This window comes from Kitasatospora sp. NPDC004669, from assembly GCF_040609455.1.
Classification (GTDB): domain Bacteria; phylum Actinomycetota; class Actinomycetes; order Streptomycetales; family Streptomycetaceae; genus Kitasatospora.
In genome coordinates this window covers 1-15,280 of record NZ_JBEXKB010000033.1, presented here as the reverse complement: position 1 = coordinate 15,280, position 15,280 = coordinate 1, and the positions used below count along the sequence as shown (strand labels likewise).

Here is a 15,280-nt window from a genome sequence, read left to right as displayed (position 1 = left end):
AGTCGGCCGGAGGAGGAAGATCGACAACCGCGGACCCCGTGATCCACGCCACCCGGAGGGTGCTTAGAATCTGCGCCATGACCACGCAGGGGGAGCGCACCCCGACTCCGGGAGAGGGCCAGGACGGCCAGGCAGGACAGCGGACCGGCGGGGGCGCCGACCCGACCGGCGCGGCCTCGGCCGGGCAGGCCTCGGCCATGGAGACCTCGGCCGTGGGGACCTCGACCAGGAGGGCGGGCCGCATGCGCGGCCGGCGGATCACCGGCCGCCGGGCAGTCGGCTGGGTCGTCATGGTCGGCGTGGTCGCGGCCGGCGGATGGATCATCACCCGGCCGACGCCCGGCGACTACATACCCGGCCTCGGCCCGTCCCGCAAGGACGCGGCCAGGACGCCCCCGGTGGTGGGCACCCCGCCGCCGCGCACCGACCCCGAGGGCCTCAACGCCGACAACCTCTTCCCCGCTCAGCGGCCGGTCGAGGCCGCCGGGTACAAGGCCCGGCGCAACGGCATCCGGCAGGGCGAGAACTGCGCCGAGGTGCTGCAGGACCGCACCCAGGAGCTGTTCCGGGACAGCGGCTGCCAGGCCTACCTGACCGTCAGCTTCACCGGCGTCGACCGCCCGGTGCTCAGCAGCGTCACCCTGCTGCGGTTCGCCGACCAGGCCTCCGCCGCCAGGGCCGCCGACGCGCTGCGCGCCAAGCCCGGCGCGGTCGCCTTCATCCTCGCCGACACCGCCATCGCGCCCGCGCCGTCCGCGACTGCGAAGCCGGGCAGCGAGCCCCGGGTCGAGGCGGTCGGGCACTATGTGACCGTCACCAGCTCGCGGGCCGGCGACGGCCGCCCGGGCGTCGCCCCCACCCCGGGCGCCGCCACCGCCCCCGTCCCGGCGCCGAGCGCCTCGGGAACCGGCGGGGAGCCCAACCTGGACGACGCCACCCGCGCCCTCTCCTGCGTGGCGGGTCAGCCGTTTGTATGGATGTGACAGACGATCAGAGGACGCGACCGGCGGTTCGACCGCCGCGCGAAACGCCCAGGGGCCCGGCGGATGCCGGGCCCCTGGGCGTAGGTTGACGGTCCGTCAGCCGCCGAGCCGGTCCACCGCGGTCACCCGCAGCACCGCCCGGCCCTCCTCGTCCGAGCCGTAGAGGTCGACCTCGGCGCTGATGCCCCAGTCGTGGTCGCCCTCCGGGTCGTCGAAGATCTGCCGGACCTTCCAGGCGGAGTCCTCCTCCTCGATGATCAGCATCTTGGGGCCGCGCGCGTTCGGACCGGTGCCGAGGTCGTCGTACTCCTCCCAGTACCCGTCCATGGCGTCCGCCCAGCGGTCCGCGTCCCAGCCGTACTCGCCGTCCAGGTCGCCGAGCTCCTCGTAGTGCTCCAGCGCGCACAGCTCGACCCGGCGGAACATCTCGTTGCGCACCAGCACCCGGAAGGCCCGGGCGTTGGCGGTGACCGGCGCCGGCTTGTCGTCCAGCCGCACCTCGGCGGCCTGCGGCTCGGTCGGGTTGGCCAACTGCTCCCACTCGTCCAGTAGGCTGGAGTCGACCTGGCGGACCAGCTCGCCGAGCCAGGCGATGACGTCCTTCAGGTCGTCGGTCTTCACGTGCTCGGGGACGGTCTGCTCCAGCGCCTTGAACGCGCCGGCCAGGTAGCGCAGCACGATGCCCTCGGTGCGCGCCAGCTCGTAGAAGCCGACGTAGTCCGAGAAGGTCATCGCCCGCTCGTACAGGTCGCGGACCACGGACTTCGGCTGGAGCTGGTGGTCGCCGATCCACGGGTGGGCCCGGCGGTACACCTCGTAGGCGTGGGTGAGCAGCTCCTCCAGCGGCTTCGGGTACGTGATCTCCTGGAGCCGCTCCATCCGCTCCTCGTACTCGATGCCGTCCCGCTTCATCTCGCCGACGGCCTCGCCGCGCGCCTTGTTCTGCTGCGAGGCGAGGATCTGGCGCGGGTCGTCGAGGGTCGCCTCGACCACCGAGATGACGTCCATCGCGTACGACGGCGAGGTCGGGTCGAGCAGCTCGAAAGCGGCCAGCGCGAAGGTTGACAGCGGCTGGTTGAGCGCGAAGTTCTCCTGGAGGTCCAGGGTCAGGCGGATGATCCGGCCCTCGGAGTCCGGCTCCGGCAGTCGCTCCACCACGCCGCCCTCCAGCAGCGAGCGGTAGATCGCGATCGTGGTGCGGATGTGGCGGCGCTGGGCGGCCCTGTCCTCGTGGTTGTCGGTGAGGAGCCCCCGCATCGCCTCGAAGGCGTTGCCCGGGCGGCCGATCACCGACAGCAGCATCGCGTGGCTCACCTTGAACCGGGAGACCAGCGGCTCCGGGTCGGCGGCGATCAGCTTGTCGAAGGTCTCCTCGCTCCAGCCGACGAAGCCCTCCGGCGCCTTCTTCCGGACGACCTTACGCTTCTTCTTCGGGTCGTCCCCGGCCTTCGCGATCGCCTTCTCGTTCTCGATCACGTGCTCCGGCGCCTGCGCGACCACCTGGCCGACCGTGTCGAAGCCGGCCCGGCCCGCCCGCCCGGCGATCTGGTGGAACTCGCGGGCACGCAGGATCCGGACCCGGGTGCCGTCGTACTTGGACAGCGCGGTGAACAGCACCGTGCGGATCGGCACGTTGACGCCGACACCGAGCGTGTCGGTACCGCAGATGACCTTCAACAGGCCAGCCTGGGCCAGGCGTTCGACCAGGCGACGGTACTTCGGCAGCATGCCCGCGTGGTGCACGCCGATGCCGTGTCGCACGTAACGGGACAGATTGCGGCCGAACTTGGTGGTGAAACGGAAGTTGCCGATCAGGTCGGCGATGGCCTCCTTCTCCGCCTTCGAGCACATGTTGATGCTCATCAGCGACTGCGCCCGCTCCACCGCCTCCTTCTGCGTGAAGTGCACGACGTAGACCGGTGCCTGGCCGGTCTGCAGCAGCTCCTCCAGGGTGTCGTGCATGGTGGTGCGGCGGTACTCGTAGAACAGCGGCACCGGGCGGGTCGCGTTGCGCACCACCGTGGTCGGACGGCCGGTGCGGCGGGTCAGGTCCTCCTCGAAGCGGCGGACGTCACCGAGGGTCGCCGACATCAGCAGGAACTGCGCCTGCGGCAGCTCCAGCAGCGGGATCTGCCACGCCCAGCCGCGGTCCGGCTCGGCGTAGAAGTGGAACTCGTCCATGACCACCTGGCCGATGTCCGCCCGCGCGCCGTCCCGCAGTGCGATCTGGGCCAGCACCTCGGCCGTGCAGCAGATGATCGGCGCGGTCGGGTTCACACTGGCGTCGCCGGTCATCATGCCGACCTGCTCGGTGCCGAACATCTTCACCAGGTCGAAGAACTTCTCCGAGACCAGTGCCTTGATCGGCGCGGTGTAGAAGGTCCGCTGCCCCCCCGCCAGTGCCGCGAAGTGCGCACCGGCCGCCACCAGGCTCTTCCCCGAGCCGGTCGGCGTCGCCAGGATCACGTTGTTCCCGGACACCAGCTCGATCAGCGCCTCCTCCTGCGCCGGGTACAGCGTGATCCCCCGCTCCTCCGTCCAGGCTGCGAACGTCTCGTACAGCGCGTCGGGGGTGGCGGGCTTCGGCATCAGATCAAGGAGGGTCACTCGGCTATCTTGCCTGCTCGCCGCCACCCCGGGCAAAGCCCCGGGCAAGCGGGAGGCGGCGCCCGCGTTGTCACGACCGACCAGCGGGCCGCACCGATCATGTGCCGAGTGGCACATTGATCCCCGTTCGCGGGGCGTGCCAGAGTGCCGGGCATGACCCTCCCCCTCACTCCCGAAGCGCACACTGCGCAGCTCGCCCCGGCGCAGGTCTTCGACTGGCTCGACGAGGCCGCCGAGCTGCGCGCCGCCGCCGGGCTCACCCGTACGCTGCGCAGCCGGGCCGCCGAGGACCCGGTGCTGGACCTGGCCGGGAACGACTACCTGGGGCTGACCCGGCACCCGGTGGTGACGCAGGCGGCGGCGGACGCCGCGCTGCGGTGGGGCGGCGGGTCGACGGGCTCGCGGCTGGTGACCGGGACGACCGCGCTGCACACCGAACTGGAGGAGGAGCTCGCCGAGTTCTGCGGGGCCGAGGCGGCGCTGGTGTTCTCCTCCGGGTACACCGCCAACCTGGCCGCGCTCACCGCGCTGACCGACCCGGACACGCTGATCGTCTCCGACGCCTACAACCACGCCTCGCTGATCGACGGCTGCCGGCTCTCCCGCGCCGACGTCCACCGCGCCCCGCACAGCGACCCGGCGGCGGTCGCCGAGGTGCTGGCCGGGCGGACGCGGCGGCGGGCGCTGGTGGTCAGTGACTCGGTGTTCTCGGTGGACGGGGACGCCGCACCGCTGCGCGGGCTGTCCGAGGCCGTTCGCGCGCACGGCGCCGCGCTGCTGGTCGACGACGCGCACGGGCTGGGCGTCCTCGGCCCCGGCGGGCGCGGCGCACTGGCGGCGGCGGGGCTCGCCGGCCGGCCGGACACCGTCGCCACCGTCACCCTCTCCAAGTCGCTCGGCTCCCAGGGCGGCGCCGTCCTCGGCCCGCGCCGGGTGATCCGCCACCTCACCGAAACCGCCCGCACCTTCATCTTCGACACCGGTCTCGCCCCGGCCGCCGCCGGCGCCGCCCTCGCCGCCCTGCGCCTGCTGCGCGCCGAGCCGCAGCGCGCCGACCGCGCCCGCGAGGTCGCCCGCACCCTCGCTGCCCGCCTCGCCGCCGCCGGCCTGCGGTCCTGCAAGCCGGACGCCGCCGTGGTGTCGGTCCGCGCTCCGGGACCGGAGCTCGCCGTCGCCTGGGCCGCCGACTGCCGCCGCGCGGGCCTCGCGGTGGGCTGCTTCCGCCCGCCGTCCGTCCCGGACGGCGTCAGCCGGCTGCGGCTGACGGCCCGCGGGGACCTGACGGACGCGCAGATCACGGACGCCGTCCGGATCATCGCCGAGCTGGCCCCGGAGGGGGCAATTCCAGTGGATCGTAATGGGATCACACAGTAGGGTGCGGGATCGTTCGGGGGGGATCCGGGCGGCGGTCGGGGGCGCAGCCTCCGGTGCGCCGTGCCGTCGTGCGCGGGTGCCCGTCGGACATCGACCGCTCCGACTCGCCGATGGGACTCCGCACATGAACCACGCCGTTCGCCGCTCGTTCCTGCCCGCCGCGCTCGGCGCCGCCGTGCTGGTGGCCGTCAGCGCCCCGGTGGCGAGCGCCGACTCCTTCCCGCCCGGCTTCCCCAACGGCATTCCCCCGCAGGTGGCGATGCTGCGGAACGCGAACAGCGGCAAGTGCCTGGAGGTCGCGGACTGGCGCACCGACGTTGGCGCGCCGGTGCGCCAGTGGGACTGCCACGGCGGGGCCAACCAGGTGTGGAACTTCGTCTCCGGCATCCCGGGCGCGTTCGTCAACCTGAACAGCGGCCTATGCCTTGAGATCGCCGACTGGCGGACGGACGGCGGGGCGCCCGCCCGGCAGTGGACCTGCACTCGGGGCATGAACCAGAGCTGGTCGTGGCGTCGCAACAGCCCGACCGAGGGATGGCTGATCACCAACAACAACAGCGTGAAGGTGTTGGAGATCGCCGGCTGGGACACGGCGAACGGCGTGAACGCGACCCAGTGGGAGTCCAACGGCGGGAACAACCAGCGGTGGGAGGCCATCGAGCGCTGATCCGGCGCCTCCGGGCGGTCCCACCGCCAGCAGGGTCTCGGCGCCGGAAAATCGGTCGGTCCGGGGCGACGCCGCCGGCATCATGGTGGGATGGCTGATTTGCGCTGGGACGACCACGTCGCGTGGCTGCTCGATCCGGCCGGTGAGGGCTGGCTCCCGGACGTGTGCATCGCGGACACGACGGTGGCGGACTGGCAGGCCCTGCTCGACCTGCTGGAGGAGCAGGACTGGGCCCATGAGTTCATCGTGGGCTGCTTCGCGCTGCCGTTGCTGCGGGCCGAGACCGTACTGTCCTGGCCGGCCGGTGTCGTGTGCCCGGTCCTGGCCGTGCGGCCGAGCCCCGAGATCGGCGTGATCTTCCGGTTCCGCAGCGACGCGCAGATCGACTTCGACATCGACCTCGGCCAACTGCACAGCCAGGAAGGGTTGGACGTCCTGTGCGGGTTCCTGGCCGCGATCGGACGGCGGCTGGGCACATCAGTGCCGACGTACTTCGAAGGCGACACCCGGGTGCCGTTCCTCGGGTACGACGTCGCGGCCGACCGGGTCCGGGTGCTGTGGACCGGGCCGACCGAATGATCCCGGAGCCCTACGGCTGCCCCACCACGAGCAGCGCCTCCGCGCCCACCGGCCGGTAGCCCGCAGCATGGAAGGCGCGGACGCTGGGGGCGTTGCCCGGGGCCTGCTGGGCCCAGACGACGCCGCCCTCCGGCAGCAGGTGGCGGGCGGCGGTGGCCAGCGCGCGGCCGAGGACCAGCACGCCGCCGTCGGCGGTGAAGATCCGGACGTCCTCGCGGTAGCGCAGGGCGCGGACCACCCGGGGGTGCTCGCGGTCCTCGACCCGGGACAGCGGCAGCGGCGGCTCGCCCGGGAGGCGGTCGGCGACGGAGAGCAGGTCGATGTTGTTGACGGTCCGCCCGGTGCGCCCGGCGAAAGCGGTCAGGAACGGCGGGCAGAGCGGCGCGGCCAGCGGATCGCCCGGGTCGGCGGCGAGCGTCTCGTGCACCCAGGCCGGGTCCTCGTCGGTGAACACCACGGCGTGCGCGGCGAAGGACACCACCCCGGCCTTGCGCGGTGACGGCTGCGGCACCACCGTCACCGACCCGTCCGGCGGCGGGAACACCCCGCCCGCCGCGTCCGCCAGGATCTCCGCCAGTGCCCGTGCCGCCCGCGCCGGCTCATCACAGTCCCGTTCCTTGAGAGATCAGTGAATCTCAGGGATTTGCCCATCACTGGGCAAAGGTCCTCGTCTGATCCGGCCTGGGGGCCGGTGCGAGGTAGACGCTTCGTAGCCACCGGCGGGACCAGGTCCTGTCTTACGGTCGGCTCCACGTCCGTTTCGCGTCTCCGGGCCACTCCCGGCGACGTGGCGCTTCACGAGGGAAGCGAGGTTGAGTGCGGCGTTCTCATCGCGGTCGATGATGAGTCCGCAGTGTCCACAGGTGAACGTACGTACCCGTAGAGGTAGCTTGGGTCTCACTGCCCGGCAGTGGGAGCACGTCTTGGAGCTGGGGAACCAGCGGTCGGCGACTTCGAGCCGGCCGCCGTTCCACACGGTCTTGTAGGCGAGTTGGCGGCGGATCTCGCCGAATCCGGCGTCGGACACGACCCGGGCGAGCCTGCGGTTCTTCACCATCCCGGCGACGTTGAGGTCTTCGACCACGATCGTGCCGTACTCGCGGGCGAGCTCGGTGGTGAGTTTGTGGATGCCGTCGCGGCGCAGGTCGGCGATGCGGTGGTGGACCTTGTTGCGCTGGTCGTTGGCGCGCAGCCATCGCTTCGAGGGGTGTCGGCCGATGCGACGGTCGGGCCCGGCGCGGCGGGAGACGGTGCGGGACAGGCGCCGGAGCTTCCGGAGGGCGTGGTCGTAGTGTTTCGGATTCTCGACCGGGGGCCGGCCGTCGGAGAAGACCGCGAGGGTCTTCACGCCGAGATCGACGCCGATCACCGCGTCCGGCCGCCTCGGCGTGGGGTCGCTCCGCTCGACCTCGACCGAGAAGGAGACGTACCAGCGTCCGGCGTCCAGGCGCACGGTCGCGGACTTGATCCTCGCGGTGCCGTTCTCGATCCTGCGGGCCAGCTTGCGGGTGGACTCGTGGGTCCTGATCCGGCCGAGCACGGGCAGCACGACGTGCGTGCGCCCCTCCAGGCGGATGACGCCGGTGGTGAACCGGCACGACTTGACGGCCTTGTGCTTCGACTTGAAGCGCGGGAAACCCATCGGGCGACCCTTGCGCCCGCCGTTCCTGGAGTCGGACCAGTTCCTCAGCCCCGTGGCGAGCTGGTCCAGGCCGGTGGTGTACGCCTCTTTGGAGCACTGCGCCCACCACGGCGCGACGTCGTTCTTGGCCTGGTTCCACGCCTTGCGCAGGGAGTACATCGACCAGCCGAAGGAGGGCGTGAGGTCCTCGATGCCGTAGGACTTCTCCGCCTCCCGCTGGGACAGGTTCGCCTTGACCCGCGCGAGCGCCCAGTTGTACGCCACCCGGGCCGCCCCGGCATGCCGAAGCAACGCGCCGACCTGACGTTCCGTCGGGTCGAGCGCGAAGCGGTACGCCTGCGTCACGATCACCAGGCGACCGTACCGCCTACCACCGACAGCCGCGCGAAATGTTTGGAACATTGAGGAACACTGATGAAATTGAAAATAGTTGGCCACCCTCCCGAGAAAGTCGTCCCGCCAGTTGATCAGGCGGCGATCACGGCGGCGTCGCGGTCCGCGGCCTCGACCTCGATGCCCCGCCGGGCGAGCGTCCTGGCGAAGGCGCCCGTCCCGCAGTCGACGTCGAGCGCCCGGCGGGCCCCGATGGGGAGTTGGCGCAGTAGTAACCGGTGATAGTGGTTGTTGTGGTCGAAGGGCATCGCGCCAGGATGCCAGTGGGCTAGGACTTCTTGCGCGCTCGGCTCGGCTGCACCCGGGGCGGCTCGCCCGCGGCCTTCGGGTGGTCGGGCGGGTACGGGAGTTCGCCGAGGCCCTCGTCGTGGAGCTGCTTGTCGTAGAGCTCCAGCACGGGGTCCAGCCGGAACGCGTGCTGCTCCATCTCCGCGTTCGGGTCGCCGAGTTCGGCGAAGCGGGCGGGTACCGTGCGCAGGTCGAGGTCCTCCGGGGCGGCGTCGTCCAGTTCCTCCCAGCGCAGCGGGGTGGAGGCGGTGGCCCGGGGGCGGGCGCGCAGCGAGTAGGCGGAGGCGATGGTGCGGTCGCGGGCCATCTGGTTGTAGTCGACGAAGATCCGCTCGCCGCGCTCCTCCTTCCACCAGGCGGTGGTGACCTTCCCGGGCATCCGCTGCTCCAGCGCCCGGCCGAGGGCGATCACCGCGTGCCGGCCGTCGGTGAAGGTCCACTCGGGCACCAGCGGGACGTAGATGTGCAGGCCGCGCCCGCCGGAGGACTTGGGCCAGCCGCGCAGCCCGTACTCCTCCAGCAGGGCGCGCAGCTCGTGGGCGGCGCGGACGGCGTCGTGGAAGTCGGTGCCGGGCTGCGGGTCGAGGTCGATCCGCAGCTCGTCCACGTGCTCGGTGTCGGAGCGCCGGACCGGCCAGGGGTGGAAGGTGAGGCAGCCCAGGTTGGCCGCCCACAGCACGGCGGCCGGTTCGGTGGGGCAGATCTCGTCGGCGGAGCGGCCGCTGGGAAAGTCGATCCGGGCGGTGGGCAGCCAGTCCGGCAGGCCCTTGGGTGCGCGTTTCTGGTAGAAGAACTCGCCGTCCACCCCGTCGGGGAAGCGCTGCAGCGTGGTCGGCCGGTCCCGCAGCCCGCGCAGGACGCCGTCGGCGACGGCCAGGTAGTACTGCGCGACGTCCAGCTTGGTGAAGCCGCGCTCGGGGTAGTACACCTTGTCCGGGTTCGACAGTCGGACGGTCCGCCCGGCGACTTCCAGTTCCACGGCTGAGCCCATGTGTCAGAGGCTAAGCGCGCCGCGTCCGGCGCGCGCCCCGGGGCGGACCGGGCGAGGATCGGACGCATGGACCTGCCCGTGATGCCGCCGGTGGCGCCGATGCTCGCCAAGTCGGTGGCCGAGATCCCGCCGGGGATGCAGTACGAGGCCAAGTGGGACGGCTTTCGCACCATCGTGTTCCGCGACGGTGACGAGGTGGAGCTCGGCAGCCGCACCGGCAAGCCGCTGACCAGGTACTTCCCCGAGCTGGTGGAGGCGTTCAAGCGGGAGCTGCCGCCGCGCTGCGTGCTGGACGGCGAGGTGGTGATCGCCCGGGACGGGCGGCTGCGTTTCGAGGAGTTGCTGGAGCGCATCCACCCGGCGGCGAGCCGGGTGAAGCTGCTCGCCGAGCAGACCCCGGCCTCCTTCGTCGCCTTCGACCTGCTCGCCCTCGGTGACGACTCGCTGGTGGACGAGCCGTTGTCGGTGCGCCGCCCGGCCCTGGAGGCCGCGCTCGCCGACGCCGCGGACCCGGTGTTCACCGCGCCCGCCTCCACCGACCGCGACCTTGCCGGGACCTGGTTCGCCGAGTACGAGGGCGCCGGGCTGGACGGCTTGGTGGCCAAGCCGTTGGACCAGCCGTACCGGCCGGGGGAGCGGACCATGTACAAGATCAAGCACGAGCGCACCGCGGACTGCGTGGTGGCCGGCTACCGCGAGCACAAGAGCGGTCCGGTGGTGGGCTCGCTGCTGCTCGGCATCTACGACGACGGACGGAAGCTCCAGCACGTCGGCGTCTGCGCCGCCTTCTCGATGGCCCGCCGCCGCGAACTGGTCGAGGAACTGGCCCCGTTGCGGATGGCCGACCTTTCCGAGCACCCGTGGGGTGCCTGGGCGGAGGAGGCCGCGCACGCGGAGGGCCGACTGCCGGGCGCGGTCAGCCGCTGGACCGGCGGCAAGGACCTGTCCTGGATCGCGCTGCGCCCCGAGCGGGTGGTCGAGGTCGCCTACGACCACATGGAGGGCAGCCGTTTCCGGCACACCGCGCAGTTCCGCCGTTGGCGGCCGGACCGCACACCGGAAAGCTGCACCTACACGCAGCTGGAGGAGCCGGTCTCGTACGACCTCGGCAAGGTGCTGGGGATCTGACGGCGCCGGGGATCCGACGGAACGTCGTAGGCCCGACCCGGGCGTTCGGGTCGGGCCTACGACGTTCCCGCGACGTTCCCGTGGCGAGGATCAAGCCCGCACGGTGGAGGGCGAGTTGGTGGCGGGGTGGGCGGGGGAGCCGATGCCGGGCGCGGAACCGGAGGGCGAGCCGGAAGCGGAGCCCGGGGCCGACGGCGCGGCGGTGGCCGGCGGGATCGAGTAGACGTTCTTGGGTGAAATGATCTTGGTGATCTCGTTCGCGAACAGTGAGGACGGCTCGGAACCCTGGTAGAGGACATCGGTGTTGAGCAGCATCACCAGTGTGCTCTGGGTTTCCGGCATGTACACCGCCACGCTCTCGTAGCCCGGCATCGAGCCGTTGTGCCCGATCCACCCGTTGTTGTCGAACAGTCCGAAGCCGTAGGTGACACCGGGGTCGCCGGTCGGCAGGGTCTTCAGCCGCTGGGCCTGGGTGGCCGGGCTCAGGAGGGTGCCGGTGGCCATCGTCCTCGCCCAACCCTCCAGGTCCGCGAGGGTGCTGATGACGGCCCCGGCGGTCCAGGCCCAGGACGGGTTCCAGTTGGTGGCGTCCTGGACGTCCCCGTTGGGCGTCTGGTTGGTGTAGCCGTGGGCGTACGGGACGGGCATGGTCCCGTCGACGGGGAAGCTCGTCTTGCCCAGCGAGGCCGGGGTGAACACCTGGTCCTTGAGGAAGTCGTCGGCCGGCTTCTTGCCGACGTTCTCGATCAGCTTGCCCAGCAGGATGTAGTTGCTGTTGTTGTACTGGAACTGGGCGCCGGGCGGGAACACGGCGGGGTGTCTGTAGCCGTACGCGAGCAGCTGGTCCGGGGTGAACACGCGGTTCGGGTCGCTGATCAGCGTGTTCACGAAGTCCGGGTCGGAGGTGTACGGGAACAGGCCGCTGCGCATCTCGCCGAGCTGGCGCACGGTGATCCCGCCGCCGCCGGGGACACCGTCCACGTACTGGGAGATCGGGTCGTCCAGGCCCACCTTGCCCTGGTCCACCAGGCGCAGTACGGCGGTCGCCGTGAAGGTCTTGGTCTCGCTGCCGATCCGGCTGAGGAGCCCGGGGTCCATCGGCGTTCCGGCGGTCTTGTCGGCGACACCGAAGGACTTCTGGTAGGTGCCGCCGGGTGTGATGATCCCGACCGAGACGCCGGGGACGGAGGCCTGGCTCATCACCCGTTGGATCGCGGCGTCCAGCTGGGAGGTGGCGTCGGGGGTCAGCGGCACCACCGCGCCCGCGGAGGCGGCCCCCGGGGAGGGGCTCGGCGGGATGGTCGCGGACGGGCTGAGCGCGGCCGGTTCGGCGGTGACCGCCGGTCCGGTGGCCTGCCGCGCGGGCTTGGACGCGCTGGAGCAGGCGGACACGGCCAGCAGGCCGGTCAGGGCCAGGGCGGCGGCGGTCGCGCGGCCGGCGGTGCGGGGAACGGCCGGGCGAGGCCGTCGGGTGTCGGTCATCGGTCGAGGCGCCTCTCTGGGCGAAGGGCCCCGGAGCGCTGCTCCACGGGGCCGCGGGGGAGCGTCGTCACCGTAAGCACCGCCCTCGAACACCCGCGCGTCGGCTGCGGCCGGGCTGGCCCGAACGGGCCCGCCGTCAGCCGAGTGTCCCAACCCGGCTGGCGGCTTGCTGTCAAGTACCCTCATCCGCCGGTCGGTTGGTGTCGCGGACGGCGCCCCGCGCTCGGCCGAACGGGTGAGCACCGGCATGCCGCACCCGCCCCCGGCCCCGGCTCGGGCACGATCGTTTAGCCCAGCTGTGGTCGCCCTTAAGAATTCCTCGATGGACCGCACCCGCCCTCACCAGGCAGATTTCTGCCTGCCCGGAGCGCGCCCGTCAACGGCGGCCGAACCGGGCCGCTCGGCCTGCCCGACCCCCGAAGGCCGTCCTCAGATCCGCACGTCAGGAGCCGTCGCCCGTGAAGGCACTCGTCAAGCAGAACGCCGAGCCCGGCCTCTGGATGATCGATGTCCCGAAGCCCGAGATCGGCCCCGGCGAGGTGCTGATCAAGGTGCTGCGGACCGGCATCTGCGGCACCGACCTGCACATCCGCAAGTGGGACGGCTGGGCGCAGCAGGCCATCAAGACCCCGTTGGTGCTCGGCCACGAGTTCGTCGGTGAGGTCGCCGAGATCGGCGCCGGCGTCGCGGACATCTCGGTCGGCGACCTGGTCAGCGGCGAGGGCCACCTGGTCTGCGGCAAGTGCCGCAACTGCCTGGCCGGCCGCCGTCACCTGTGTCGCAACACCATCGGCCTGGGCGTCAACCGCGACGGCGCGTTCGCCGAGTACGTGGCCCTGCCCGCCTCCAACGTCTGGGTGCACCGGGTGCCGGTCGACCTGGACGTGGCCGCGATCTTCGACCCCTTCGGCAACGCCGTGCACACCGCGCTGTCCTTCCCGCTGGTCGGCGAGGACGTGCTGGTCACCGGCGCCGGCCCGATCGGCATCATGGCCGCCGCGGTCGCCAAGCACGCCGGCGCCCGCAGCGTCATGATCACCGACGTCTCCCCGTACCGCCTCGACCTGGCCCGCCGGGTCGGCGTGACGCTGGCGCTCAACGTCGCCGAGCACACCATCGAGGAGGGCCAGCAGAAGCTGGGCCTGCGCGAGGGCTTCGACGTCGGCCTGGAGATGTCCGGCCGCCCCGAGGCGATGCAGTCGATGATCGCCAACATGACCCACGGCGGCAAGATCGCCATGCTCGGCCTGCCCGCCGAGGACTTCCCGGTGGACTGGGCCTCGATCGTCACCTCGATGATCACCATCAAGGGCATCTACGGCCGCGAGATGTTCGAGACCTGGTACGCGATGTCCGTGCTGCTGGAGGGCGGCCTGGACCTCAGCCCGGTGATCACCGGCCGCTACGCCGCCGCCGACTTCGAGGCCGCCTTCGACGACGCGGCCGGCGGCAACTGCGGCAAGATCATCCTCGACTGGACCGCCTGAGCCCCGCCTCGCCGATCACACAAGGAGTCTGCTCGTGTTCGACAACGTGCGCGCCGACATCGCCGCCACCCTCGACGAGATCCGCGAGGCCGGCCTGTTCAAGCCCGAGCGGGTCATCGGGACCCCGCAGAGCGCCGCGGTCACCGTCACCGGCGGCGGCCGCCCCGGCGAGGTGCTGAACTTCTGCGCCAACAACTACCTCGGCCTGGCCGACCACCCCGAGGTGCTCGCCGCGGCCAAGGACGCCCTGGACCGCTGGGGCTACGGCATGGCCTCGGTCCGCTTCATCTGCGGCACCCAGGACGTGCACAAGGAGCTGGAGGACCGCCTCTCGACGTTCCTCGGCCAGGAGGACACGATCCTCTACTCGTCCTGCTTCGACGCCAACGGCGGTGTCTTCGAGACCCTGCTGGACGACCGCGACGCCGTCATCTCCGACGCGCTGAACCACGCCAGCATCATCGACGGCATCCGGCTGAGCAAGGCCCGCCGCCACCGCTACGCCAACCGCGACATGGCCGACCTGGAGCAGCAGCTCAAGGAGACCCAGGACGCCCGCCGCCGCCTGATCGTCACCGACGGCGTCTTCTCGATGGACGGCTACGTCGCCCCGCTGCGCGAGATCTGCGACCTGGCCGACCGCTACGACGCCATGGTCATGGTGGACGACTCGCACGCCGTCGGCTTCGTCGGCGCGGGCGGCCGCGGCACCCCCGAACTGCACGGCGTGATGGACCGGGTGGACATCATCACCGGCACCCTGGGCAAGGCGCTCGGCGGCGCCTCCGGCGGTTACGTCGCCGCCCGCCGGGAGATCGTCGCCCTGCTGCGCCAGCGCTCGCGTCCGTACCTGTTCTCCAACTCGCTGGCCCCGGTGATCGCGGCCGCCTCGCTGAAGGTGCTCGACCTGGTCGAGCAGTCCAACGAGCTGCGCGAGAAGCTGGCCGCCAACACCGCGCTGTTCCGCAGCCGGATGACCGAGGCCGGGTTCGAGATCCTGCCGGGCGACCACCCGATCGCCCCGGTGATGATCGGCGACGCGGCCAAGGCCGGCCGGCTCGCCGAACTCCTCCTGGAGCGCGGGGTGTACGTGATCGGGTTCTCCTACCCGGTGGTCCCGCACGGCCAGGCCCGGATCCGGGTGCAGCTGTCCGCGGCGCACTCCACCGAGGACGTCGAGCGCGCCGTCGCGGCCTTCGTGGACGCGCGCGCCGCCCTGGGGGAGTAACCCCCACCGGGCCCGGCAGGGGCCCGCACCGACTGCCCGCGGGCCGGACCGCTCGGAACCGGACCGGCCCGCGGGCTCACGATGTCCGTGCGGCGGAGGCGAATCGATGCGTCTGCGCTGCACGGCCCACCGACCACCTGTCGCACCCTCCCGCTACGGGGGTGGGACGCCGGTCCGCACCGGCGTCCCACCCCCGTTCGCGGTTTCCGGGATCGGTCCTGGTCGTTCCGGCGGCGGGCACGGGGGAGAGCCAAGCGCCGGGTGGGGCCGCAGGTCAACAGCTGAGATGGATTTGGTCAGGGAATACGTCAACTGTCGTAAGCGGCGCGGAGGCCGGGGCGCCCCCGGCTCCGCGCCGGGCAGGTCACGGGCGGCGCAGGAACACGTCCTGGGAGGTGTTTGTGGGGGCCGGCACCAGGTTTGCGTCGTCC

General features: G+C 71.9%; 12 protein-coding genes and 1 pseudogene. 7 read left to right on the top strand and 6 right to left on the bottom strand.

Annotated elements, in window-relative coordinates:
• Nucleotides 1-77 precede the first annotated feature (77 nt).
• A complete protein-coding gene (locus ABZW30_RS25500; protein WP_355673510.1) occupies nucleotides 78-983 on the top strand; it encodes a hypothetical protein in 906 nt (301 codons plus the stop codon).
• Nucleotides 984-1,079: 96 nt separating this feature from the next.
• Here the strand turns inward: ABZW30_RS25500 and ABZW30_RS25495 are convergent, their stop codons facing one another.
• Nucleotides 1,080-3,590 carry a DUF3516 domain-containing protein gene (locus ABZW30_RS25495; RefSeq protein ID WP_355673509.1) on the bottom strand — a complete coding sequence of 837 codons (2,511 nt, stop codon included), beginning with the start codon at nucleotides 3,588-3,590 and terminating at the stop codon, nucleotides 1,080-1,082.
• Nucleotides 3,591-3,743: 153 nt separating this feature from the next.
• Here ABZW30_RS25495 and ABZW30_RS25490 point away from each other — a divergent pair, with 153 nt between their 5' ends.
• From ABZW30_RS25490 to ABZW30_RS25480, 3 genes are all read left to right on the top strand, one after another.
• A complete protein-coding gene (locus ABZW30_RS25490) occupies nucleotides 3,744-4,964 on the top strand; it encodes an 8-amino-7-oxononanoate synthase (RefSeq protein ID WP_355673508.1) in 1,221 nt (406 codons plus the stop codon).
• Between the two features lie 124 nt (nucleotides 4,965-5,088).
• Entirely contained in the window at nucleotides 5,089-5,631 is a 543-nt protein-coding gene (locus ABZW30_RS25485) for an RICIN domain-containing protein (RefSeq protein ID WP_355673507.1), read from the top strand.
• 90 nt (nucleotides 5,632-5,721) lie between these two features.
• The gene (locus ABZW30_RS25480; RefSeq protein ID WP_355673506.1) at nucleotides 5,722-6,210 is read left to right on the top strand and encodes a hypothetical protein; all 489 of its coding nucleotides are present in this window, start codon (nucleotides 5,722-5,724) and stop codon (nucleotides 6,208-6,210) included.
• Nucleotides 6,211-6,220: 10 nt separating this feature from the next.
• Here ABZW30_RS25480 and ABZW30_RS25475 read toward each other — a convergent pair whose 3' ends face one another.
• The 4 genes and pseudogenes from ABZW30_RS25475 to ligD all read right to left on the bottom strand — a co-directional run bounded on the left by ABZW30_RS25475 (nucleotide 6,221) and on the right by ligD (nucleotide 9,524).
• Nucleotides 6,221-6,787, bottom strand: a complete 567-nt coding sequence (locus ABZW30_RS25475; RefSeq protein WP_355673573.1) for a GNAT family N-acetyltransferase — start codon at nucleotides 6,785-6,787, stop codon at nucleotides 6,221-6,223.
• Nucleotides 6,788-6,835: 48 nt separating this feature from the next.
• Nucleotides 6,836-8,203 carry an IS607 family element RNA-guided endonuclease TnpB gene (gene tnpB, locus ABZW30_RS25470; RefSeq protein WP_355673505.1) on the bottom strand — a complete coding sequence of 456 codons (1,368 nt, stop codon included), beginning with the start codon at nucleotides 8,201-8,203 and terminating at the stop codon, nucleotides 6,836-6,838.
• Nucleotides 8,204-8,331: 128 nt separating this feature from the next.
• Nucleotides 8,332-8,493: pseudogene (locus ABZW30_RS25465) on the bottom strand (class I SAM-dependent methyltransferase); the annotation flags it as partial.
• Between the two features lie 20 nt (nucleotides 8,494-8,513).
• Complete coding sequence (gene ligD / locus ABZW30_RS25460) at nucleotides 8,514-9,524, bottom strand: non-homologous end-joining DNA ligase (RefSeq protein ID WP_355673504.1); 1,011 nt, start codon at nucleotides 9,522-9,524, stop codon at nucleotides 8,514-8,516.
• Nucleotides 9,525-9,590: 66 nt separating this feature from the next.
• Between ligD and ABZW30_RS25455 the strand changes: the two genes are divergently transcribed.
• Nucleotides 9,591-10,652 carry an ATP-dependent DNA ligase gene (locus ABZW30_RS25455; protein ID WP_355673503.1) on the top strand — a complete coding sequence of 354 codons (1,062 nt, stop codon included), beginning with the start codon at nucleotides 9,591-9,593 and terminating at the stop codon, nucleotides 10,650-10,652.
• A gap of 90 nt (nucleotides 10,653-10,742) precedes the next feature.
• Here ABZW30_RS25455 and ABZW30_RS25450 read toward each other — a convergent pair whose 3' ends face one another.
• Complete coding sequence (locus ABZW30_RS25450; RefSeq protein ID WP_355673502.1) at nucleotides 10,743-12,134, bottom strand: serine hydrolase domain-containing protein; 1,392 nt, start codon at nucleotides 12,132-12,134, stop codon at nucleotides 10,743-10,745.
• Nucleotides 12,135-12,592: 458 nt separating this feature from the next.
• Here ABZW30_RS25450 and tdh point away from each other — a divergent pair, with 458 nt between their 5' ends.
• Both tdh and ABZW30_RS25440 read left to right on the top strand, forming a co-directional pair.
• Nucleotides 12,593-13,621, top strand: a complete 1,029-nt coding sequence (gene tdh, locus ABZW30_RS25445) for an L-threonine 3-dehydrogenase (protein WP_355673501.1) — start codon at nucleotides 12,593-12,595, stop codon at nucleotides 13,619-13,621.
• A gap of 34 nt (nucleotides 13,622-13,655) precedes the next feature.
• On the top strand, nucleotides 13,656-14,849 hold the full coding sequence (locus ABZW30_RS25440) for a glycine C-acetyltransferase (protein WP_355673500.1): 1,194 nt from the start codon (nucleotides 13,656-13,658) through the stop codon (nucleotides 14,847-14,849).
• Nucleotides 14,850-15,280: the final 431 nt, after the last annotated feature.

What these genes read in the sequence shown, in the direction of transcription:
- ABZW30_RS25500 (WP_355673510.1), top strand. Translation starts at nt 78, where the DNA reads ATGACCACGCAGGGGGAGCGCACCCCGACTCCGGGAGAGGGCCAGGAC.
- ABZW30_RS25490 (WP_355673508.1), top strand. Translation starts at nt 3,744, where the DNA reads ATGACCCTCCCCCTCACTCCCGAAGCGCACACTGCGCAGCTCGCCCCG.
- ABZW30_RS25485 (WP_355673507.1), top strand. Translation starts at nt 5,089, where the DNA reads ATGAACCACGCCGTTCGCCGCTCGTTCCTGCCCGCCGCGCTCGGCGCC.
- ABZW30_RS25480 (WP_355673506.1), top strand. Translation starts at nt 5,722, where the DNA reads ATGGCTGATTTGCGCTGGGACGACCACGTCGCGTGGCTGCTCGATCCG.
- ligD (WP_355673504.1), bottom strand. Translation starts at nt 9,524, where the DNA reads ATGGGCTCAGCCGTGGAACTGGAAGTCGCCGGGCGGACCGTCCGACTG.
- ABZW30_RS25455 (WP_355673503.1), top strand. Translation starts at nt 9,591, where the DNA reads ATGGACCTGCCCGTGATGCCGCCGGTGGCGCCGATGCTCGCCAAGTCG.
- ABZW30_RS25450 (WP_355673502.1), bottom strand. Translation starts at nt 12,134, where the DNA reads ATGACCGACACCCGACGGCCTCGCCCGGCCGTTCCCCGCACCGCCGGC.